Source organism: Caproiciproducens faecalis (assembly GCF_019448085.1).
GTDB classification, from domain to species: Bacteria; Bacillota; Clostridia; order Oscillospirales; family Acutalibacteraceae; genus Caproiciproducens; species Caproiciproducens faecalis.
The window spans coordinates 235,488-257,275 of record NZ_JAGFNZ010000001.1; the positions used below are offsets into that span (position 1 = coordinate 235,488).

Sequence of the window (21,788 nt, forward strand, 5' to 3'; positions counted from 1 at the left end):
CCTCTAATGAATAATTGACGTAACGATATTCCCAATGAACTTGCTGGGACTTGGAAGATTGGCACCAAAGCTCAGCATAATATCGGCCGTCAGGGTGAGAATGTAAACGGGGACAGCGACAAACAGTGCCTTCTTGTCTTTTTTTCGGATCATCGGAATCAGGTCAAAAACAATCAGAATACTGTAAAGGATAAGAAAAACAACCATGGATTCCATATCATTCACCGGCCTTAATTGTTGATTTTGCTACCGCTGTATTAAGGATTTTTACATCGGCGGTTACGGATACCTTCAGTGTTGGGAACAGTTCCCCCCATTTTGGTTTTTCCTTTTCCCAGTACTGGGGGTCGCTTTGATAAACTAAAGACCCAAATCCGAAAATATCGCTGTCGTATTTTGTCTGAACGGTCTGTATTGTGCCGGTAATGTCGGACTCGAGCATTTTATTGGCTCTTTCTTCGACCTTTTTCAGTCCTTCGAGTGTATCATAGCTCTTTGAAGTTTCATCTTCCGCAAGGGCACATGCCGTTTTAATATTGATTTGAATAGTAACAAGCTGATTAACAAAAACGGGCTTTATTTCCGTTTTGCTCTCTTTGATTTCCAGTGTGATTTTTTGACCGCTTGCATCGGGACTGACCAGCAGCAGGCCGCCTTTGATCTGATTTTTAATGAACAAAAGGTCTTTTGACTGATTTCGGTCCAAAAATCCCACCAGCTTATCTTGTTTGAAAACCGCAGTACCGGCCAGCTCAAGAGTCGATGCTGCCTTTTGCTTTGCTATTTTGATGGATGGAAGAAACAGAGAACTTCCCTGTCCCTCCAGTAGATTGTTGGCCTGGTACAATCTGATCTTCGGGGCTTCCGCCAGGTTTGCCGTATTCTGATCCAGAATCTGGTTGAGTTCCAAACAGATGAGATGGTCGGTTAGCGGTTTTTGCTGAAGAATTTCACCGGCGGTCTTTTCTTCCGAAATCATCGGGTGCAGAGTTATCCTTGGCTCGGTATCGCGAGTAACAAAATCCAACAGCGGGGCAATTCCCTCTGATGCGAGTTCTTTGCTTATCAAAATAATTTTGCAGTCGCTGAACATCAGCTTCTTCTGACTTTTGCTGATTGCGTTCCTGACTGCGTCAAATACAGTGTCCCCGTCGGTTTCCAGCAGCTTGGAACCCATATTTTCACTGGTCAGATCAAGAAATTCGAAAGTCAAATGATATTTATGCCCGTCTGTTCCCTTATCGATCGCAAAACCGGAAACCATGGCGAGAGTCTCTATTTCACGGTAATTCCAGCAGCCGTTCAGGAAAAACATGCTGACAATCAACAGCAGGACGCAAAGTCTTTTTCCTGTCTTCATTTTCTGCTCCTTGAAGCTTCCCTCGTCTCATTGGGGGAAAGATATTTCGGTCTCTTTTTCATAAACCACCACGGAGCGCGGACAGTAATGTCTTTTTTGTCCTGTAAAGTGCTCGCGTAGGTGCTGCTCATAATAGGAATACCAAATGAGTTCAGGTTAAAAAGATGAATCAGCAGTCCCAGCATTCCATACATATAACCGTAAAGCCCCAGAATGGACGCCATGCCCAGAAGGATGAAGCGCAGTAGAATTGTAGCGCCTTTTACGCGGGGAATCATCAGGCCGGAGATTCCGGTCACCGCCACGACAATAATCATCGGGGCGCTGACGATTTTTGCTTGCACGGCTGCCTGACCGATGACCAGCGCGCCCACAATGCTGAGGGCCTGTCCCATCATTCCGGGCATTCTGGCGCCGGACTCCCGCAGCATTTCAAACACCAGAAGCATCAAAACAGCTTCCACCACCGTGGGGAACGGAACTCCCTGCCGGGCTTGCGATATGCTCATCGTCATTGCAAGAGGAAGTATTTCATGATGGAAGGTCGTCAAAGCGAGGTAGATCGCCGGTACGCCGGTTGACACAAAAAAGGCTAACAGCCGCAGCATTCGGCCGAAGGACGCAAAGTAGTAATTCAGGAAGTAATCTTCGTCGCTTTGAAAATTTTCTATAAACAGGAACGGCATCGTCAAAACAACAGGGGTGCCGTCCAGTACCAGGGCCACCCTGCCTTCCAGCAGCTTTGCCGCGACTATGTCCGGCTTTTCCGTGCTCCCGATTGTTTTGAACGGGGAGTAGGGGGCGTCGTTAATAAATTCAGTCAGGTAGTTAACATCCAGAGTGCCGTCGATGGAGAAGGATTCCAGCCTTTTTTTCAAATCTGCAAGGACATCCTTGTTTACAACATTTTCCAGATAACAAATGCATGCCTTGGTATTTGACCGGGTTCCAAAGGACTCGAATTCCATTTTCAGATCCGGCGTTCTGATTTTTCTGCGGATTAAAGAGAGGTTTGTCATCAGCGCCTCTGTAAATCCTTCCCGGGGGCCGCGAAGAACCTTTTCATTTTCCGGTTCGGAGATGGAACGGCTGCTCCATCCCTTGGTGTTCAGAATCAAAAATTTAGAAAATCCATCCATCATTAAAATGCAGTCGCCGTAAATGATCGCCTGCAGAATCTTTTCGGCGTCGGATTCCTGTTCCACCGAGTTGGAAAGCATGACCTGCTTTGCGAGAATATCCAGCGTTAAGGATTCACGCTGCTCCGGCTTGTAGTCAACCAGAGGTTTGATAACGTCCTCGTTGACCAGCTTGTTATTGACCATCCCATCAATATATACAAGACAGAATTCTACGGATGGAACCATCGGATTTTCGATCTCTCTGAAAGTAAGGGTCTCGTCATTCTTAAAAATCTGCTTCAACAGCTCCATGTTGGAGCGGACACTGTCCGTAAAAACAATGTCCTCATTCTTTTGTTTCGAGCTTTCATTTCCCATTTTTTCACCTTCCGGACTCAAACAAGTCACCGTTAATATTTGTAGCGCCGGAAAAATTATGCATTTTCTGCTTTTGGTATAGAAAAACCCGCGTGCACAGTTTCAAAAAACCGTGCGTGCGGGTTTTGTTTATGCTTTTTTGTATTTCAACCTTGTAGCCATTCCGCCGCGGATGTGACGCTGCGCCTTGTTGATTTCAAGGATTTGCTTAACCTGTTTGTATAACTGGGGGTCTACATATTTCAAACGCTGCGCCACATCCTTATGTACGGTACTCTTGCTGACACCAAACTTTTTTGCTGCGCCGCGCACGGTGGTCCTGTTCTTAAGAATGTATTCGCCGAGCTCTACGGCGCGCTCCTCAACAATACCTTTCACTGTTCCACCCTCCAAACGAATCCGATTAGTAAATAATTATGCGGGGAGGAGGGGAATTAGTACAAAGAAAGGGGGCGTGCCGGAAACTAAGCAGATGTTCCTGAAAGACCATGAGGGATTGCCAACCGGAGAACAGCCGCAGCGTTTTATGCAGACAGAATTCATTTAATTATCAGTACCGTCCGCAGCTTCTTCCTTATCGTTAATATTCTCCACGGATGAAGCGGAGCCCGATGCTTGATTCATGCGGACATAGGTAGCCAGCATTTTTACCATAAAGGCGTCCTTAAAGCTGGTATAGGGGTCAAGCCCGGTCAGTGCCTTCAATTTTTTCATTCGGGCAGTAATGGTATTGCGATGGAGATATCCCTGCTGAGAGGCGTGGGAGATGTTCATGCTGTTTTCTACCAGTAAATCGGCGCAGTCAAGCAGTTCGGTTTGCACCACTCCATTTTTTTTAGTCAGTTTAGCCAATACCGGTTCAATAATTTTATTTACCAGTTGGGTGGGAAGGGACTGACATACATTGTCAAAAAGGATATCGTCCAAAACAAAAAAACCAAAGCTGTCATTCTTTTTCGATACAATATTAATGATGTTCTGAGCCTCATGGTAGCTCTTATGAATGTCCTCCACAGAAGAATATAAATTTCCATAGGCTATCCTGAATTTATAAGTATTTAAAGTGGAAAGAGAATCCGCTATGCTCTTGCAAATTTTATCAATTGCCAAATACACTTTGGAAATGTCACTGCTGGGATTAAAAGATTTGATGATTACAATATTTTTTTCTTCGTAGATGGTGTATAAATCCTGGGAATTAAGATACGGATTGGATCGGACCAGGTTTAATAATTGCTGATTGCTTTTTTCAATGGACGGCTGATACCCCAGATTAAGATTAATATTGAAATATTTGTTTTGTATGTACTCTAATTCAATAACGATGACGGTTCTGTAAAGGTACGGGACAATTTCAAGTTTATTCATGCTGGAAATAATGGAATTAACATCCGGCCTGTCTTCCAGCAAAGAATAAACCAAAGAAATCTGCTGGTTCTGACTGTTGACAATAGAATGATTAAACAATTCGAATTCCAAAGCTGATTCAACGGCGGCCTTTAATATGGCTCCAATACTGGTTACTTTCTTATAAGCGTCTTTTATAATAATGGTTCCCCAAAGCTTATTCTCTAAAAAAAGCGGGACGCCATAGGTGACGATTTGATCCTGCTCATTTTCAAACCGGCCCATAAGCTCACTGTTATCAATGATGGAAGAGCGTTTTAGGTTAAGGATATATCCGGCGGTAGTGCTTAGCTCGCCTTCCCGCGATTCATTGGTTGAAGCGAGAATTTTGGCGTTATTGTTGGTAATAGATACGGTTCCTGTAATAAAAGATTTATACTTTTCAAGCAATGCCTTCAAATATTTTTCTGTAATCAGCATAATGCGCCTCCGGTATTTTGATGGGCTATATCCGTCATACCATTTTTATTTAAAAAAATCAATAAAATGCACAGACTTGGATTTCAAATATGCTGTTTGCATTAGATCATATCAATTATATCTTATTGGAATATCATCAAAATTTGATATATGCAAAATACACACAATAATATTGGACGAATGTGCTTATTGCATTGATTATAAAATTATATATTCTCATTGATCACAATAAAAATTATTCCATGCAAAAGGCACAAATTTTTATGATATGTGTGATATTTTATAGGATTTGCATACAGATATCCGATTGAATTGTGAAGAATGTTTGTATACAATTAAAAATTAGTTGATCAACTTAATCTACTGGCAGGACGGTTTTTATTGATACTCTTCTGGTTATACAGCTGCTTTAGTAAGATAAAATATACCTTCCTATCTTTAGCTGATGGATGCAGATTTAAAAACGATTGATGCGGAATTCGAAAAGTGCGTTTTACAATTAAACATAAAAGAGGTTTCTATTATGATAGATATCGGCGTTGAAAAGATATTGAAAGAATATTTAATTACAAAAGGATTTGTTGCGGAGGACGGCAAAGTTTCCATTCGGTATTTTGACGGAGGAGTGTCCGGAACGGTAGCACTTGTCAATTTTGATGGCAAACTGATGCTGGTTAAACAGGCTCTGCCCAAGCTGAAAGTAAAAGAAAATTGGTTTTCCAACCCCAAGCGTATGCTGATTGAAAAGGATGGAAACGAGGTTTACTACTCTATTGTTCCGGAAAACACACTAAAGGTCTATTTTTACGACGAAGAAAATTATATCTATGGCAGGGAAGCCGCTTCGGAAGATTGTAAAATGTGGAAAACAGATCTGCTGGAAGGTTTACTGGACTTTCAGGTTGCAGATAAAGCCATCATGACTCTGGCAAAAATTCATGAGGCAGTTGCAAAAGATGAAGCACTAAAGGCCAAATTTTCAGATAAGAGTTTTTTCTATGATTTAAGAATATCTCCCTATATTGAGAGTGTAGTAAAAAAACATCCCCAGCTGGAAGCCTATGCCGCCCCTATCTGCAGGAAATTGATGGAATCATCCATCACGCTGGTCCATGGCGATTACAGCCCTAAAAATATTTTGGTAGAAGGGAGAAAAATCTATGTACTCGATTTTGAGGTAAGTCATTGCGGACATCCGGCGTTTGACTTGGCTTTCTTGGCAAATCACTTTTTGCTTAAATCCGTTAAAAACAAAGAACTGGCGCCATCTTATCTTAACATGCTGCATTTTATGCTGCACCGTTATTTTGACTACATAACCTTTATGGATCGGAACGAACTGGAAAAAGATACGATTCAGCTGCTGGCGCTGCTCTTTCTGGCACGGGTCGACGGAAAGTCTCCTGTGGAGTATATCGATCTGGAAAGCGATAAGAATATTGTTCGCCAGACGGCATTTGAGATGATCTCCTCTGGATGTGACACCTTTAAACAGGCGATTTCTATATTGGACAAATTCAACAAAGATATTCAGATATAATAAAGTGGTGAATGAGGGAACTATGACAGATTTTAGAATTCGAGAGATAAAAGCAAGGCAAATTTTTGATTCCAGAGCCAACCCAACAGTTGAAGTGGACGTTATATTGGAAAACGGAATTCATGGACGTGGAATTGCCCCTTCAGGTGCGTCTACGGGACAGTTCGAAGCATTGGAGCTCCGTGACGGCGACCCGGCGCGTTTGGACGGGAAGGGTGTATCAAAGGCGATACATAATGTACTATCGGTCATTGCGCCGGCTCTGATTGGGATGGATGCCCGCAACCAGGCGGAAATTGACCGAAAGATGATTGAGCTGGACGGAACACCGAACAAGTCCAATCTTGGGGCCAATGCGATTCTTCCATGTTCCATGGCGGTTGCGTATGCCGCAGCCAATGCAATGGGACTGCCGTTATTCAGATACCTTGGCGGAGCAAACGCGAAGGTGCTACCCGTACCAATGATTCAAATTATCGGAGGGGGAGCACATGCTGTCAATTCCATTGATATACAGGATTTTCTGGTTATCCCGATGAGCGCGGTGAATTTTGCACAGGCGTTTGAAATGGTGGTTAATGTATATAATGCTGCAAAAAAGGTGTTTACCGAACACCAAAAACCTTTGTCCATAGCGGATGAAGGCGGCTTTTGGCCCACAGATTTCAAATCGAATGAAGAAGGCCTCATTCTTCTGACCGAAGCAATTCATAGAGCAGGATACAAACCGATGGAAGATATGGCAATCGCGCTGGATATTGCTTCAAGTGAGTTTTACAACGCAGCCGACGGCACTTACACTTTCCGCCTTGAAAACCGGACATTCTCCAGAGAAGAGTTTGTCGAATTGCTTTGCGGCTGGGCAGAGAAATACCCCATCGTCTCCATTGAGGACGGCATGTCCGAGGTAGACTGGGAAGGTTATCAGCTTCTTACGAAACGTTTGGGCAATAAAATCCAATTAATTGGTGACGACTTATTTACGACTAACCGGGCAAGAATCCAAAAGGGAGTGGACATGGGCGTCTGTAATGCGGTACTGATTAAGATGAATCAGATTGGTACCATAACAGAAACGATGGACGCGATAGAACAGACTAAGTCCAGCGGCTACCTGCCGGTCATATCCGCTCGTTCGGGCGAAACAGAGGACGCCACAATTGCTCACCTGACTGTGGCGGCCAATGCGGGCCAGCTAAAAGTAGGTTCGGTAGCCAGAAGCGAGCGTGCGGTAAAATGGAATGAATCTATCCGCATTGAAGAATTCCTTGGCGAGGGCGGAGTATATTTGTCAAAGCATATTTTTGACAGAGTCATTAAAGAATAGCGGCTGTCCCCATTTGGACAGGCATTCAGCAGTCGGCGCGGGCGGATTCTTCAGCGGTACAGAATACAAAAATAGGGTGGTTATGATATGCAAAAAAATTCTATGACTCCCCGTGAAAGAGTCTTTGCGGCAATTGAAGGGCGCCCGTTTGACATGTATCCGGCGATCACACCAACATCGGTTGCAACGATTGAAAGCATGAAAGCGGTGAATGCTTTTTTCCCCGAAGCCCACACTTCCCCCTATGATGCGGTGAAACTGGCGGAAGCCGGCCATGCTCTGTTGGGCTTTGATTCAGTAATGCCTTATTATTCGGTGCATCTGGAGGCGGCGGCTCTGGGCTGCGAATTGAACTGGGGTACTTCTTATTCAATGCCTGTCATTACGAAAAGTCCGGTTAAAAATCCAGACGATTTCAGTCTTCCGGCCAACATTATGTCCAGACCGGAAATAACCAAAATGTTAAAAACAATCAGGCTGCTTAAAAGCAGAAACAGTGACGATACAGCCATTATTGGAAAAGTAATTGGGCCATGGACACTGGCGTATAACATCTACGGTGTGGAAAATTTGATTTTGGATACTATTTTGGAACCTGAACGGACAAAACGCTTTATTGCAAATCTGGCTCAGCTGCCCATACAGTTTGCCAAAGCTCAATTTGAGGCGGGGGCGAACCTTGTAACTTGGGCGGACCATGTAACCGCCGATTTAATCAGCCCAAAAATATATGAGGAGTTTGTTCTGCCCATCCATAAAAAAGCTGCATTTTCTCTTTCACAATACGGCTATATCGTTTTGCATGTTTGCGGAAATGTGATGGATCGCTTAGATTTGTTTCGCCAGTCAGGGTTCAAAATTTTTCATCTTGACTCACGAAATGATATTCGCAAGGCGTTGGATATTGTAGGAGATGAAATGGTTTTAACCGGCAGTATTAATAATCCTGTTACACTTGTGCAAGGGAGCCTTTCAGATATTCGCAAAGAAGTGGAAGCCGACCTTTCCGCCGGTATTAAATTGATTTCACCTGAGTGCGCAGTACCCTGCAATGTATCAAACCAAAGCTTAAAAGCAGTCGCAAAATATGCCCATGAGAGAAAAATTCAAGTTGTCAGTGCTTTATAATTTCATTCAAATGAAATAATTGCACGGCTGATTGAATTGAAATCATTTCAGATAATGAACGATCTATGGATTCATACAAAATTAAAATTATGTTTGTTTACAATATGAATTGAAAACAACCTCAAAATCATTAAACTAATAGAAGAATGAATTAAGGATTAGTGGACGCACGAGTTCACAGGCGCCCCATGAAGCTGGCTTTGGGCAGAGATGACCAGACGCGGATAGCAAATATGTACATAATGTCAGCAGGCTTAAAAACGAAATTAGTTTGTTTTGTTTAGTGCGAAATAGAACAAATCTAATATATAAAATGAAAAGAGGAGCAATGAAATGAAAAGAAAAAATGGATTCCTAGCTTTTGTTTTAGCAGCATCTATGATGGCATCGCTGGTTGGCTGCAGTGGCAGCAACACCGCATCTTCTGCCGCTGCGGGTCAGGCTTCTGACACACCGGCAGCTTCAGCCGCTGCTAAGTCTGATTTCCCGAAAAAACCGATTCAGATTATCTGTCCGGTAAAAGCGGGCGGAGACACCGACCGTAACGCCCGTTCTCTGGCGAAAGCTCTGCAGAAGTATTTGAACACGACGGTGGTTGTCACCAACGTAGACGGCGGTGCTACCGTTATGGGCATGCAGCAGTGCCTGAATTCAGATCCTGATGGTTACACGCTTGTTGTCAACGGAACCGATATCTTCGTACCTAATATGATGGGCACCACAGATATTAACCTTGACAGTTTTAAAACAGTCGGAATTCCTGCAATTGACAACAGTACTGTTCTGGCAGTGAATAAAGCATCCGGTTATAAAGATTTGAAAGATCTTGTAGAAAAATCCAAAGCGAAACCGGATTCCATTGAGTATGGCGGAAAAATCGGCGCGACCAACCAAATGTGCGGCGTTGCAATGAACACCGAATGGGGATCAAAACTGAAGTTCGTCGACGTAGGCAACAATGCCGCAAAAGTGACTGCGTTGTATGCTAAACAAACTGATGTAATCAACCTTTCCTATTCAGTCGCTAAAGATTACTTTACCAGTGGCGAATTTGTTCCTCTGGTCTTACTTGGATCAGAAAAGAATGATCTTCTCCCCAATGTTCCGCTGGCATCTGATTCAGGCTACAAAAATGTTGACTTCAGTAAGTTCTTCTGGGTTGGCGCACCTCCGAAAACTCCGGATGATGTTATCCATGTCCTTTCCGCTGCGGTAGAAAAAGCAAGCCAAGATCCTGATTTTGTTGCAGATATGAAAGCAAATTATCTTACCGCACAGTTTAAGGGAGAGAAAGAAGCACAGGAATACGCAGATAATTTCTATAAAGAGACAATGCTGCCGTACAAAGACGCTTTCTTAAAGGCTCAGTAAGCTTCTAACTCTATATTCGGCGTTTGATTTCCAGAGCCGGCTTTTGACCGGCCCTGGAAATCATAATAAATTAAGAAAGGGTGTGTCATTTGAGTAGTACTAGAAAAAACATTTTTTCGGGAATATTTTTTCTGCTGTTCGCTGCTTTTATCTATATAGAATCTAATTTCATTAATCTTTCTAAAGCAGACCCGATCGGACCGCAGTTTTTTCCAAGAGTTATAGCGATTGTAATGGCAATACTGGCAGTTGTTCAAATAGTAAAGAATTGGGTTGTGCTGAAAAAGGAAAAGGTGCAGCAAACAGACGAAAAAGCGGAGACAAAAAAATCTTCGTCAAAAATGGCGTTTTGGCTGACAGTGGCAATGCTGATTGTGTATCCGCTTGTCATTCAATATGTAGGATTTATTATTTTAACAAGCGTCTATCTTTTCTGTCAGATTTTTTTGCTCCTCCCGGAGGGTTCCATCCGGAGCAAAAAGAATGTGATTAAAGCGGCTATTATTTCTGTGGTCTTCACAGTTTGTGTATATTTCTTGTTTACCAAAATGTTTTTGATATTCCTGCCTTCAGGTTTATTAGGATAAGAAGGGGTGTATTTATGCAATTAATTAGTGGCTTTATATCAATTTTCCACCCGTTGACTCTGGCACTCATCGTGGGGGGAGTTATAGCGGGCATCATCTTTGGGGCGATTCCTGGAATTTCAGCGTTTACGGCACTTGCCATTATGATGCCGCTGACCTTCGCAATGGACCCGATTAACGGAATTTCATTCCTGATTGCAGTCTATGTAGGCGGTGTTTCCGGCGGTCTGATTTCTGCGATTTTACTTGGAATACCGGGTACGCCTTCCTCAATCGCCACTTGTTTTGACGGATATCCAATGGCCCAAAAGGGAGAAGCAAAGAAAGCAATGGGCATCGGTGTTCTGTATTCCTTTTTAGGCGGTACCTTCAGTGCGATTGTTCTTGTATTTTTAGGGCCCTTGATTGCTATGGTTGCCCTGCAATTCAGCCCATATGAATATTTCGCTGTCATTCTGTTTGCACTGACTACCGTTTCCTCTCTTGCAGAGGGTGACCTTGTCAGAGGACTGCTTTCCTGTCTGCTCGGTGTTTCGCTGGCATTCGTTGGCATGGATAAACTGAGCGCTTACACCAGATTTACGATGGGAATTAATGATTTGGGAAATGGATTCAGTCTGGTTCCGCTGCTGATTGGAGTATTTGCCGTATCCCAGATCATGGGTGCTGCGAAAAACAGATGCAAAGAAAAAGAAAAACAGGAAAATGTTCAGGAAAAAGTTGAACAGCGCAAGGTAAAAGGATTTGGCATCTCCATGCGTGAATTTATCGATGAAGGGTATAATGCAATTTCTTCCGCATTGATTGGCCTGGTAATCGGTATTCTGCCGGGAATCGGCGGCAATGTATCCAACCTGGTTTCTTACGCTTATGTAAAAAAGCATTCCAAACATCCCGAGAAGTTCGGAACAGGAATTATGTCCGGTATTGTGGCTTCTGAAACTTCCAATAATGCTGCGGTCGGCGGCGCGCTGATTATTCTGCTGACCTTAGGAATCCCAGGCGATAATGCTACTTCTATGATCCTTGCAGGCTTTCAGCTGCACGGACTTGCTCCCGGGCCGCTGCTGTTTTCAACCGGATCCGCTCTGATCTATGGTATTTTTGCCGCGTTTATTTTGGCCAATGTTGTAATGCTGATTACAGAGTTTTACGGTCTGCCGATTTTTGCAAAGGTCCTTTCCATCAGGACGGAAATCCTGATGCCAATGGTGATTGCGGCTTGTTTTGTCGGATCGTTTTCCTCAAACAGCCGGATATTTGATATTCTGGTAATGGTCATCTTTGGCTTCATCGGTTATATCATGAAGAAGTTCAAACTGCCGCTTGCTCCAATGGTGGTCGGATTCATTCTGGCTCCGTTACTCGAAGAAAATCTGCGCCGTTCGCTCATGCGTACCGGTGGCAGCATTATGCCGATCCTTGCCTCTCCTCTTGCAGACGTGTTCTTAATTCTGACTGTAGTCATGGTGGTTCTGGCTATCCGGGGAGAAATTAAAGATTCTAAGAAGAAAGACACAGCCGAAGCGACCGCCTGATTGAATCAGGGCAAAGTAAGGAGTAGTACATAATGATTGATGAGCAGGTTAAATTTTTAAAGAATACAGAAACAGGCGCTATTACGGATGCAATGAATTTAATCGGTGTGGATGGCTGGATGAATGATATTTACCCTGTTTCTTCTGACATGAAAATATGCGGAAGAGCATTTACCATCCAGTTTTCCACCGTACGCGATAAAGAACAGAAAACATTCAATATCTTTGAAGTGCTGGATATGTGCGAACCGGGCGATGTAGTGGTTGTTTCTGCCCACAGCACAGGTTCTACCATTGGGGAAAACATCATGCATGCACTGACCAATAAAGGACTTGCGGGTATGGTTCTCGACGGCAGAACCCGCGACTCCAGTGTGGTTGCCACGATGAAAACACCGCATTTTTCGTGTGGACCGGCGATCAAATTGGCACCGAATTTTAAAATTACCGCTGTTCAGGTACCGGTTTCTTGCGGAGGTATGATTGTTGAACCAGGCGATTATATTGTTGGAGATTGTGACGGCGTCATAGCGCTTCCTCAGGCTCGAATAAATGATGTAATCTATCAGACGGAAATGGTAGCCAAAGTGGAATCAGAACTGGAGCAGGCACTCAATAATAATGTTGAAATGTCCGGCGTTGCTAAGATTTCACAGAAAAAGAAAAGTCCCCGCCAGCCGAACTGAAAAGTTTTGCACGACGTAAGGCTATCCTTACATGAATTACTAAGTTTAAGGTTTACTTGAGAAAGGTGTTTTATTATGAAAGAAAATAGATTGCGATATTTATTGAACCACAATTTACCGTCAGTGAGCACAAGGCTGCTAAGCACTTGGCCGCTCATTACTGAAGCTGTCGGTTCGACCTCCAATTTCGATTACATTGAGTTTGTTGCAGAATATTCTCCATTTAACCAGAGCGATATGGAAAATATTTGCCGGGCAGCTGAACTGAACAATATGTCTTCCATGATTAAGGTGGATTTTCAGAACAGGGCTTTTGTTGCCCAAAAGGCCCTCGCATCCGGCTTCCAGGCGGTTCTCTTCACCGATCACAAAACCGCAGAAGAAGTGAAAGAAACCATGTTTGTCATCAGACCGGACACACCGGAGGACAAAGGCCGGTTTGGCCGCCCCAATAGAAGGTTTGTAGGATTTTCTCAGGGGATCCCGCAAATGGATTACGCCAAGATGGTAAGGGATACTGTCGTGGCTATTATGATTGAGAAAAAAGAGGCACTTGATAATCTTGACGAAATTTGTTCTGTGCCGGGAGTAGATATGGTTCAGTTTGGACCGTCTGATTATTCCATGAGCAAGGGCTGGAACGCAGGCGAGCATGTAAGTGAGTATAAAGCGGCAGAAAGAAAGATGATTGAAATTGCGCTGAAGCATGGGGTTCAGCCGCGGTGTGAAATTAATGCGCCGGAAGAAGCGCAATACTACCTGGATCTGGGAGTAAAACACTTCTGCCTTGGCGATGAACTTCGTACCAACCTGAACTACTGGAAAAACTCCGGCGGAGCGCTGCGGACGATCGTTGACTCTTTAAAATAATGTGAAAAGAACCAATCCGGCGGGCATACGCCGTGGCATTGATTCCAATTGCTGAAAACAATACTTTGCCTTGTTAAGTGGCATTGAAAAGAGAATTGATCTCTATCAACAATTGAAGAAATGAGGTATTTTTTATGAAAATCGGATTTATCGGATTAGGAATCATGGGGAAACCCATGGTAAGAAATCTGCTGAAAGCCGGCCATGAAGTTATTGTATTTGATATTACAAAAGCTAATGTGGATGAGGCGGTGTCATCGGGAGCAAAAGCTGCAACTTCGTCTAAAGATGTTGCGGAGCAATGTGCTTTCATTATTACCATGCTTCCGAATTCTCCTCATGTTAAAACGGTGGTAATGGGAAAAGACGGTGTGTTGGAAGGGGCAAAACCCGGCACCATCTTAATTGATATGAGTTCTATCGCACCGCTTGCTTCACAGGAAATAGAAAAAGCCTGCCAGCAAAAAGGTGTAAAGATGATCGACGCCCCGGTGAGCGGCGGCGAGCCGAAAGCAATTGACGGTACAATGTCAATTATGGTTGGCGGCGATAAGGCTGTTTACGATCAGGTTTATGATGTGTTAATGACGATGGGCGGCAGTGCGGTATACTGTGGAAAAATTGGCGCGGGCAATACGACAAAGCTGGCCAATCAAATTATCGTCGCTGTCAATATCGCAGCGGTGTCGGAAGCTTTCATGCTGGCCACCAAAGCGGGTGTGGATCCTAAGCTTGTGTTCGACGCCATCAAGGGCGGACTTGCAGGCTCTACCGTAATGAACGCAAAAGTTCCGATGATTCTGGACAGAAACTTCAAACCCGGATTTAAAATCGATCTGCACATTAAGGATTTGAACAATGCACTGGAAACCGGTCACGGCGTGGGGGCACCCCTTCCGCTTACTGCCGAAGTCATGGAGATGCTTCAGACGCTTCATGCGGACGGCTGTGGGCAGGACGATCATAGCGCCCTTGCAAAATATTACGAGAAAATCGTAGGAAATACGGAAATCCGCTAAGGAGGAAAAATTTTTGAATACGGATTTTATGAGAGGGATCGTTGTTCCGCTTCTGACCCCTATTGATAAAGATGAGAGAATCGATGAGACCAAGTTAAGAAAAATGGTCGATCATGTCATTAAAGGCGGCGTACTTGGTATTTTGGCGTTCGGAAGCAATGGTGAGTTTTACATGGTGGATGAAGATGAAAGTGAGCGCGGCCTGAAAATCATCTTGGATCAAACCAAGGGCAGAGTTCCGGTTTATTACGGAATTGGGGCAATAAAAACAAGAAAGTGCATCCAGCTGGCGCAGATGGCGGAAAGAGCGGGAGCTTCGGCGGTATCTATCTTGCAGCCGATGTTCCTGAAACCGACGGATGACGAACTGTATGAGCATTTTAAAGCAATTGCCCAGTCTGTTCCCAATACGCCTGTGCTGCTGTATAATAATCCCGGCAGAACCGGATATACACTATCTGCAAATTTGGTTAACAGACTGTCGCATGAAGTAGAGAATATTGTTGGCATTAAAGATTCAAGCGGTGATATGACCCAAACCAGTAATTTTGTCAGAATTACCAGAGACGTAAACTTCAAAGTCTTTGGCGGCAAAGATACCTTGATCTTCAGTGCGCTTGCAATAGGAGCTGCCGGCTGCATTGCCACTACGGCAAATGTTTTTCCGGAACTTGTCACATCAATATACGCCAGATTTTCTAAAAAAGATTATGAAGGTGCTTTGGAGGCGCAGTATAAACTTGATCCTGTCAGACTGCTGATGGACAAAGCAAGTTTTCCGGTTGCCACAAAAGACTATGCAAATCTTACGGGATTGGATGTCGGCGAGCCATACAGACCCAACCTTGCCACTAAGGGTGCTTTACTTGAAACAATGCAGAAGGAATTAACAGCAGCCGATTTGCTGTAACCTGCCGGAGAGGACACTAAGGATGAAAATAGTAATTTTGGATGGCTACACGGAGAATCCAGGCGATTTGAGCTGGGAAGGCTTTGAAAAACTGGGTGAACTGACCGTGTATGACCGCACACCCGCGGACAAAATCGTTGAGCGCATTGGCGGCGCGGAGGCTGTAATTATCAATAAGACTCCAATCAGCGCCGAAACATTCCATGCTTGCCCAAACATAAAATATGTCGGTGTTCTGGCAACGGGCTACAACGTGGTCGACGTGGCGGCCGCAAAGGAAAAGGGAGTGGTTGTTTCCAACATCCCGACTTACGGTACCGCCGCCGTCGGACAGTTCGCAATCGCGCTTTTGCTTGAAATCTGCCATCACATCGGCGAGCATTCCGCTGCTGTTATGCGCGGTGATTGGGCTTCCAATCAGGATTGGTGCTTCTGGAATTATCCGCTGATCGAACTTGCCGGCAAAACAATGGGCATCATCGGTTTTGGAAAAATCGGTCAGAGTACGGCAAGAATTGCGCAGGCGCTTGGGATGAACATCCTTGCGTTTGATGAGTATAAGAACCCGGCACTGGAAAGCGAAACCTGCAAATATGCTGCTCTTGATGAACTGTTGGCACAGTCTGATGTGATTTCCCTGCACTGTCCGCTTTTCCCATCGACAGAGGGCATCATCAACAAAGACAACATTGCAAAGATGAAGGACGGCGTGATTATCCTGAATAATTCCCGCGGCCCGCTGATTGTAGAGCAGGATCTGACAGACGCGCTGAACAGCGGTAAAGTTGCCGCCGCGGGTCTGGATGTTGTTTCCACCGAGCCGATTCAATCGGACAACCCGCTTTTGAAAGCAAAAAATGTTATTATTACCCCTCATATTTCTTGGGCTCCGAAAGAGAGCCGCCAGCGCTTGATGGACATTGCGGTTAAAGATCTAGATGCGTTTCTTTCCGGCAATCCGATTAATGTCGTGAATAAATAATAAAGTTAGACAAGATAGAGTACAAAATGTCTTTGGTACAGTAAAAAAGTGCGTTTCCGAACCGTGGAAACGCACTTTTCGGTTCAAAAGATGAATGAAAACAGCATTCCGCTTGAATCAGATTTGTTTCATATGCTGACATTTGTAAAATTGAGGCTTTTATTCTCTGATATTTTTATTTATAATGAAAAACAATACAATATTAAATGTAGATTTTGACCTCCGAGGTGATTACAGTATGTCCAATCTGGCTTTTTTTGCGTATAGGGCGGAAATGATTGAACAGGCACGTGCAGCATCTGTAAAAATAGGATTACCGTTAAAGGAAGTAAAGCTGGTTTCTACTGCAGATGTAGTCAATGAAGCGAATCTCTGTGTGAAAAATGGGATTGATATTATTATTGCGCGCGGCGCGCATGCCTTGCTCATCAAGCAGTACACAAATATCCCTGTGGTGGAGATTGTCCTTACCAGTCAGGAACTGGGACTGCTGATTACACAGGCGAAAGCAGTCCTTCATAAGGATAAGCCTACGATTGCATTTATTGGACCTTATAATATGTTTTGCAACATGGATTACTTTGGCCAGATTTTTAATGTCCATGTACTGCCCAGCTATGTGCGGAATGTGGAAGACCTGACATCTGCTGTTGATATCGCTGCTGCAAACGGAGCCGATCTAATTATTGGCGGAGACTGTGCGATTAAGCGCGCTCAGGAAATCAATATGCGGTCGCTTTTTCTGGCCTCCACTCAGGATTCCATTGATGAGGCGTTACGAGTTGCAAAAATGGTTGCTTACGCGACAGATCTGGAAAAAAAGACCAATGCGGAGTTATCGGTTTTGTTGAATTATTCCTTCAATGGAATTGTAAAAACGGATAACAATGGCTGCATCGTGATTTTTAACCATATTGCCAAAACAATATTTCGATCAGATTTGAGTGACAAACAGATTATCGGCTTGCCGCTGACAAAGCTGATCCCCGACTTTCACGAGGATACACTGCAGCATGTCCTGAAAGAAGGGGATGAAATTTATTCGACTTATATGACTCTGAATCACCATAAGGTGATGGCGAACCTTGTCCCAATTAAGGTAAAAGAAACGATTGAGGGCGCTATTTTTTCTTTTCATGAGATCAAAAAGCTGGCGGAGATTAATGATAAAATTCATCATGAATTGTATCAGGCAGCTTGCGTTGCCCAATATAATTTCAGCCTTGTAGGCGAGAACAGCGACGTCATTGGCCGTGTCATTCAAAGTGCCAAATTTTTCGCCTCCAGCGATGCTCCCGTACTAATCAGCGGTGAAGAGGGAACAGAAAAAGAAGTTTTCGCGGAGTGTATCCACAATGCCAGCCTGCGCAGTAATGCCGCCTATGTGTCTCTTGACTGCTCAGCCATGAGTGAAGAGGAACAAAAAAATGCTCTGAGTGACGATGTTTCATCCGGAAAGGATTTTCAGCCAAGCCCCCTCCACATCGCCCAACTCGGTACCCTTGTTCTCTCGCATATTGAAAAGATGACACCGGTTTGTCAGCGAATCCTGTTTCGTATTTTGCAAAACAAAGTACTGTCTTTTGAAAAAGGAGACGCAAAAAGGATCTATAATATTCGTGTCGTTGCCACAACGGACCAAAATCTTTGCACACTGACACAGCAGGGCGGGTTCAATGCGGAATTATATTATATGCTTAGCACCCTCACTTTGGAGATACCGCCTCTGCGTGAAAGACCGGAAGATATTTCTTATTGGGCTGAAGAATTCCTGAAAGAAAAATGCAGCCGGTATTCCCGTTTTCTTTCGTTGACCGCCGGCGCTCAAAAAGCCTTGTGTGCCTATCCGTGGCCGGGAAACCTGACACAGCTCAAGAGTTTTTGTGAGCGATTGGTCGTTACTGCACCGAGACGTTCTGTCGATGAAACTTTCATCAACTCTTCACTGGAATCCATATACCCGACTGCTCATTACCGGACCGCGGAGGGTACCAAGGTCATTTATCAAGATCCGAGGGCGGCAGACCTCATGGCGCTGTTAGCCAAATATCATGGAAACCGCACTTTGGTCGCCCGTGATATGAATATCAGTACCACTACGCTTTGGAGAAAGATGAAAAAATACAATTTGCCTTCCAATTACAAATAATGTCTATGTGGTCAGGAAGTTAGTTTAAAATGATGAACGGCGATCTGACAAATGTTCAGTGTGGAGGATAAAACATGAAAAAAATTTTACTGATACCCGATTCTTTTAAAGGGACAATGGATTCCTCTTCCATCTGCTCAATTATGAAAGAGCAAATTTTGAAATATTACCCTGAAGCGGAAGTCATTTCCATTCCGGTGGCCGATGGCGGAGAAGGAAGCGTAGACGCCTTTCTTTCCGCCATGGGTGGGGAAAAGCGCAGGGTTACCGTTACAGGCCCGTTTTTCAAACCGGTCGATTCTTTTTACGGTGTCGTCAATAAGGACACGGCTGTTATTGAAATGGCCGCCTGCGCGGGGTTGCCGCTTGCGGAAAATCATCTTGATCCCTATACTGCCACAACCTATGGCGTCGGTGAACTGATTGCCCATGCCGCACAGTCCGGATGCCGAAAAGTGATTGTGGGCCTTGGGGGGAGCTGTACCAATGATGCCGGAGCAGGTATGGCCGCCGCGCTGGGGATTCGGTTTTATAATGCTGACAATCAGGCGTTTATCCCTGCAGGCGGTACGCTGAAGGAGATCAAACGCATTGATCCTGCCGGCCTGCTTCCAATCTTAAAGGATATCGAGATCATCGCCATGTGCGATATTGATAATCCGCTCTATGGGCCGACCGGCGCGGCTTATGTGTTTGCTCCCCAGAAAGGCGCCGACGAAGCTGCTGTTATTGAGCTTGACAGCGGTTTAAAAATGATAGCGGAAAGAATCCGAAAAGACCTTGGCCAGGATGTTTCAGAACTTCCCGGCGCCGGTGCGGCGGGCGGCCTTGGGGCGGGATTTGCCGCGTTTTTACACGCCCGCCTCCAGCCCGGGATTCAGACTGTACTGGATACCGTACAGTTTGACAAGCTTCTTGAAGACGCGGACATGGTATTTACCGGAGAAGGAAAGCTGGACACACAAAGTCTTCGCGGCAAGGTCGTAATCGGTGTCGCTCAGCACGCGAAGAAGTGGAATGTGCCTGTATTGGCTGTTGTGGGCGATATTGGAGACGGCGTTGAGCAGGCTTACGAAGAAGGTGTTTCCGGCGTGTTCAGCATTAACCGTGTCGCTGCTGACTTTAAAGAAGTCAAACATCGCTGCAAGAGCGATTTGGCCCTCACTGTGGATAACCTAATGAGGTTTCTTGTTCGTTTGGGATATTAAAATATAAAGGAAGGGTGTCTATGGAAAGCACAGAATTGGATATTATTGGGGCGGATTGCGCGCGCTCCGTGATTCTTCCCGATGGCACGGCGGTTCCCGCACTGGGGCAGGGAACATGGCATCTGGCGGAACACCCGTCTAAGCGCAGCCGCGAAATCGAGACGCTGCAGACCGGCGTGCGGCTGGGCATGACATTGATTGATACCGCTGAAATGTACGGGGAAGGAACTTCGGAAAAGCTTATTGGAGAGGCAATCCGGCAAGTCCCCCGGGAAAAACTGTTTTTGGTGTCGAAGGTCTATCCTCACAACTCCGGACGGAGCCATATTTTTGAAAGCTGCAAAAATACGTTAAAACGCTTAGGTGTCTCCAGTTTGGATTTATATTTGCTGCATTGGCGCGGGCGGGTGCCGCTCGCTGAAACAGTTTCCTGTATGGAAGAACTGATTCGCATGGGACTGATACGCCGCTGGGGCGTTTCCAACTTTGATCTGGAGGATATGAAAGAACTTTGGAAGACTCCGGGCGGGAACCGCTGCGCGGTCAATCAGGTTCTTTATCATCTTGGTTCCAGGGGAATCGAGTATGACCTGATTCCCTGGATGGATTCTTACCATGTGCCGGTTATGGCATATTGCCCGCTTGCGCAGGCGGGGACGCTGCGGCGCGGCCTGCTGGAAAGCTGTGCAGTAAAAGAAGTGGCCCTGGCGCATAATGCTGCGCCTGCACAAATTCTCCTGAGCTTTGTCATGCACAGCGGTAAAGTAATTGCAATTCCGAGGGCCAGCTCTCCTGAACATGTATCTGAGAACGCAAAATCAAGGGTAATCGAGCTAACCCAGAAGGATTTAGAAACGCTTTCTCGGGATTTTCCACCGCCGCGGCATAAGGTACCGCTGGATATGCAGTGAGCCAGTGCCGGCAAAAATAAAATGAATTCAAGTTCTTAAAGATAGATATAAAATTTTTCGCCTTTCATCTTAAATGGAGATGGAAGGCGAACCTCTTAACTGTTTTAGAAGGTTACATAAATGTGGCGGCGGCAAAAGAATGCGGCCATCACAAAAGTGATGGCCGCATTGTGGTGATAAGTCAGAATATTCGGCTTTATTCGCCTACAACTGATTTTACGAATGCGGTAAGAGCTTCGTCCTTGCTGTTTGCGTAGAAAAGCTCTTTAAAGTGTGCGCCGCCAAGAGCGCCCTTCAGCAGTTCCTGATCGATGCCCTTCAGGCAGGTAATCAGGTCATGGAAATTGTTTGCCCGTACGGCGTCAAGAATCTTCTTGTTGCTGCGCTCGACCTGCTGCTTTTCCTTCGGGTAGCCGCCGCCGCTTTCGCAGCCGAACAGCTTTTCAAAGACATATTCCAGATTGCACTCCGCACCCCAGCCGAAGCCCTTTGCAAACGGCATGGAAATTGCGTTGCCGTCGTTAATCTGGGCAAACATGAACGCGTCGCTCGGATCAACCACATAGCCACAGATTACGCCGGGAAAGCTGTTGAGCGCGAGCATGGCTCCTTCGCCGGTGCCGCAGCCGGTAATGACATAGTCGGCTGCTCCGCTGTTCAGCAATACGGAAGCCAAAATACCGTTCTGCACATAGGTCAGCCATTCTTTGTCAGTGCCGGTATACATACCGTAATTGTAAACCGTATGGCCCATCGGTTCGACTACCTTTTTCAATACGCTGCAGATCAGTTCGTTTTTTGGAGCCTGACTGTTTTCATTTATCAGTGCTATTTTCATGATTTTTCTCCTTTATTTCCTCGGGCTGCATCAATTTG

General features: G+C 45.0%; 20 protein-coding genes. 14 read left to right on the forward strand and 6 right to left on the reverse strand.

Going from position 1 to position 21,788, the window contains the following annotated elements:
* Positions 1 to 3: 3 nt before the first annotated feature.
* From J5W02_RS01135 to J5W02_RS01155, 5 genes are all read right to left on the reverse strand, one after another.
* The gene (locus tag J5W02_RS01135; RefSeq protein WP_219963814.1) at positions 4 to 225 is read right to left on the reverse strand and encodes a hypothetical protein; all 222 of its coding nucleotides are present in this window, start codon (positions 223 to 225) and stop codon (positions 4 to 6) included.
* Positions 218 to 1,360, reverse strand: a complete 1,143-nt coding sequence (locus tag J5W02_RS01140; protein ID WP_219963815.1) for a Ger(x)C family spore germination protein — start codon at positions 1,358 to 1,360, stop codon at positions 218 to 220. Before J5W02_RS01140 ends, J5W02_RS01135 begins: the two co-directional genes overlap by 8 nt.
* Entirely contained in the window at positions 1,357 to 2,859 is a 1,503-nt protein-coding gene (locus tag J5W02_RS01145; RefSeq protein WP_219963817.1) for a spore germination protein, read from the reverse strand. Before J5W02_RS01145 ends, J5W02_RS01140 begins: the two co-directional genes overlap by 4 nt.
* A gap of 129 nt (positions 2,860 to 2,988) precedes the next feature.
* On the reverse strand, positions 2,989 to 3,237 hold the full coding sequence (spoIIID, locus tag J5W02_RS01150; protein ID WP_219963818.1) for a sporulation transcriptional regulator SpoIIID: 249 nt from the start codon (positions 3,235 to 3,237) through the stop codon (positions 2,989 to 2,991).
* 165 nt (positions 3,238 to 3,402) lie between these two features.
* Entirely contained in the window at positions 3,403 to 4,686 is a 1,284-nt protein-coding gene (locus J5W02_RS01155) for a PucR family transcriptional regulator (RefSeq protein ID WP_219963819.1), read from the reverse strand.
* A gap of 523 nt (positions 4,687 to 5,209) precedes the next feature.
* Between J5W02_RS01155 and J5W02_RS01160 the strand changes: the two genes are divergently transcribed.
* The 14 genes from J5W02_RS01160 to J5W02_RS01225 all read left to right on the forward strand — a co-directional run bounded on the left by J5W02_RS01160 (position 5,210) and on the right by J5W02_RS01225 (position 20,912).
* Positions 5,210 to 6,226: a phosphotransferase family protein gene (locus tag J5W02_RS01160; RefSeq protein ID WP_219963820.1), complete on the forward strand. Its 1,017-nt coding sequence runs from the start codon at positions 5,210 to 5,212 to the stop codon at positions 6,224 to 6,226.
* 22 nt (positions 6,227 to 6,248) lie between these two features.
* The gene (eno, locus tag J5W02_RS01165; RefSeq protein WP_219963821.1) at positions 6,249 to 7,553 is read left to right on the forward strand and encodes a phosphopyruvate hydratase; all 1,305 of its coding nucleotides are present in this window, start codon (positions 6,249 to 6,251) and stop codon (positions 7,551 to 7,553) included.
* A gap of 87 nt (positions 7,554 to 7,640) precedes the next feature.
* Entirely contained in the window at positions 7,641 to 8,681 is a 1,041-nt protein-coding gene (locus J5W02_RS01170) for an MtaA/CmuA family methyltransferase (protein WP_219963822.1), read from the forward strand.
* 333 nt (positions 8,682 to 9,014) lie between these two features.
* On the forward strand, positions 9,015 to 10,052 hold the full coding sequence (locus tag J5W02_RS01175; protein WP_219963823.1) for a Bug family tripartite tricarboxylate transporter substrate binding protein: 1,038 nt from the start codon (positions 9,015 to 9,017) through the stop codon (positions 10,050 to 10,052).
* 89 nt (positions 10,053 to 10,141) lie between these two features.
* Positions 10,142 to 10,639: a tripartite tricarboxylate transporter TctB family protein gene (locus tag J5W02_RS01180; protein ID WP_219963824.1), complete on the forward strand. Its 498-nt coding sequence runs from the start codon at positions 10,142 to 10,144 to the stop codon at positions 10,637 to 10,639.
* Positions 10,640 to 10,653: 14 nt separating this feature from the next.
* Entirely contained in the window at positions 10,654 to 12,177 is a 1,524-nt protein-coding gene (locus J5W02_RS01185; protein WP_219963825.1) for a tripartite tricarboxylate transporter permease, read from the forward strand.
* A gap of 32 nt (positions 12,178 to 12,209) precedes the next feature.
* Complete coding sequence (locus J5W02_RS01190; RefSeq protein WP_219963826.1) at positions 12,210 to 12,863, forward strand: RraA family protein; 654 nt, start codon at positions 12,210 to 12,212, stop codon at positions 12,861 to 12,863.
* Between the two features lie 237 nt (positions 12,864 to 13,100).
* A complete protein-coding gene (locus J5W02_RS01195) occupies positions 13,101 to 13,733 on the forward strand; it encodes an aldolase/citrate lyase family protein (protein WP_255575503.1) in 633 nt (210 codons plus the stop codon).
* 134 nt (positions 13,734 to 13,867) lie between these two features.
* Positions 13,868 to 14,752 carry a 2-hydroxy-3-oxopropionate reductase gene (gene garR / locus J5W02_RS01200; protein ID WP_219963828.1) on the forward strand — a complete coding sequence of 295 codons (885 nt, stop codon included), beginning with the start codon at positions 13,868 to 13,870 and terminating at the stop codon, positions 14,750 to 14,752.
* Between the two features lie 13 nt (positions 14,753 to 14,765).
* Positions 14,766 to 15,662: a dihydrodipicolinate synthase family protein gene (locus tag J5W02_RS01205; protein ID WP_219963829.1), complete on the forward strand. Its 897-nt coding sequence runs from the start codon at positions 14,766 to 14,768 to the stop codon at positions 15,660 to 15,662.
* Between the two features lie 22 nt (positions 15,663 to 15,684).
* Positions 15,685 to 16,644: a D-2-hydroxyacid dehydrogenase gene (locus J5W02_RS01210; RefSeq protein WP_219963830.1), complete on the forward strand. Its 960-nt coding sequence runs from the start codon at positions 15,685 to 15,687 to the stop codon at positions 16,642 to 16,644.
* Between the two features lie 274 nt (positions 16,645 to 16,918).
* Positions 16,919 to 18,793: a sigma 54-interacting transcriptional regulator gene (locus J5W02_RS01215; RefSeq protein ID WP_219963831.1), complete on the forward strand. Its 1,875-nt coding sequence runs from the start codon at positions 16,919 to 16,921 to the stop codon at positions 18,791 to 18,793.
* Between the two features lie 74 nt (positions 18,794 to 18,867).
* Positions 18,868 to 20,001: a glycerate kinase family protein gene (locus J5W02_RS01220; RefSeq protein ID WP_219963832.1), complete on the forward strand. Its 1,134-nt coding sequence runs from the start codon at positions 18,868 to 18,870 to the stop codon at positions 19,999 to 20,001.
* 20 nt (positions 20,002 to 20,021) lie between these two features.
* A complete protein-coding gene (locus J5W02_RS01225; RefSeq protein WP_219963833.1) occupies positions 20,022 to 20,912 on the forward strand; it encodes an aldo/keto reductase in 891 nt (296 codons plus the stop codon).
* Between the two features lie 196 nt (positions 20,913 to 21,108).
* On the opposite strand, the gene J5W02_RS01230 is transcribed toward J5W02_RS01225, so the two are convergent.
* Positions 21,109 to 21,750 carry an RpiB/LacA/LacB family sugar-phosphate isomerase gene (locus J5W02_RS01230; protein ID WP_219963834.1) on the reverse strand — a complete coding sequence of 214 codons (642 nt, stop codon included), beginning with the start codon at positions 21,748 to 21,750 and terminating at the stop codon, positions 21,109 to 21,111.
* Positions 21,751 to 21,788 lie beyond the last annotated feature (38 nt).

Coding starts and splice junctions, on each gene's coding strand:
- J5W02_RS01190 (WP_219963826.1), top strand. CDS start 12,210: ATGATTGATGAGCAGGTTAAATTTTTAAAGAATACAGAAACAGGCGCT.
- J5W02_RS01175 (WP_219963823.1), top strand. CDS start 9,015: ATGAAAAGAAAAAATGGATTCCTAGCTTTTGTTTTAGCAGCATCTATG.
- J5W02_RS01210 (WP_219963830.1), top strand. CDS start 15,685: ATGAAAATAGTAATTTTGGATGGCTACACGGAGAATCCAGGCGATTTG.
- J5W02_RS01220 (WP_219963832.1), top strand. CDS start 18,868: ATGAAAAAAATTTTACTGATACCCGATTCTTTTAAAGGGACAATGGAT.
- J5W02_RS01215 (WP_219963831.1), top strand. CDS start 16,919: ATGATTGAACAGGCACGTGCAGCATCTGTAAAAATAGGATTACCGTTA.
- J5W02_RS01230 (WP_219963834.1), bottom strand. CDS start 21,750: ATGAAAATAGCACTGATAAATGAAAACAGTCAGGCTCCAAAAAACGAA.
- eno (WP_219963821.1), top strand. CDS start 6,249: ATGACAGATTTTAGAATTCGAGAGATAAAAGCAAGGCAAATTTTTGAT.
- J5W02_RS01155 (WP_219963819.1), bottom strand. CDS start 4,686: ATGCTGATTACAGAAAAATATTTGAAGGCATTGCTTGAAAAGTATAAA.
- J5W02_RS01195 (WP_255575503.1), top strand. CDS start 13,101: ATGGAAAATATTTGCCGGGCAGCTGAACTGAACAATATGTCTTCCATG.
- J5W02_RS01160 (WP_219963820.1), top strand. CDS start 5,210: ATGATAGATATCGGCGTTGAAAAGATATTGAAAGAATATTTAATTACA.
- J5W02_RS01145 (WP_219963817.1), bottom strand. CDS start 2,859: ATGGGAAATGAAAGCTCGAAACAAAAGAATGAGGACATTGTTTTTACG.
- garR (WP_219963828.1), top strand. CDS start 13,868: ATGAAAATCGGATTTATCGGATTAGGAATCATGGGGAAACCCATGGTA.
- J5W02_RS01185 (WP_219963825.1), top strand. CDS start 10,654: ATGCAATTAATTAGTGGCTTTATATCAATTTTCCACCCGTTGACTCTG.
- J5W02_RS01170 (WP_219963822.1), top strand. CDS start 7,641: ATGCAAAAAAATTCTATGACTCCCCGTGAAAGAGTCTTTGCGGCAATT.
- J5W02_RS01140 (WP_219963815.1), bottom strand. CDS start 1,360: ATGAAGACAGGAAAAAGACTTTGCGTCCTGCTGTTGATTGTCAGCATG.
- J5W02_RS01225 (WP_219963833.1), top strand. CDS start 20,022: ATGGAAAGCACAGAATTGGATATTATTGGGGCGGATTGCGCGCGCTCC.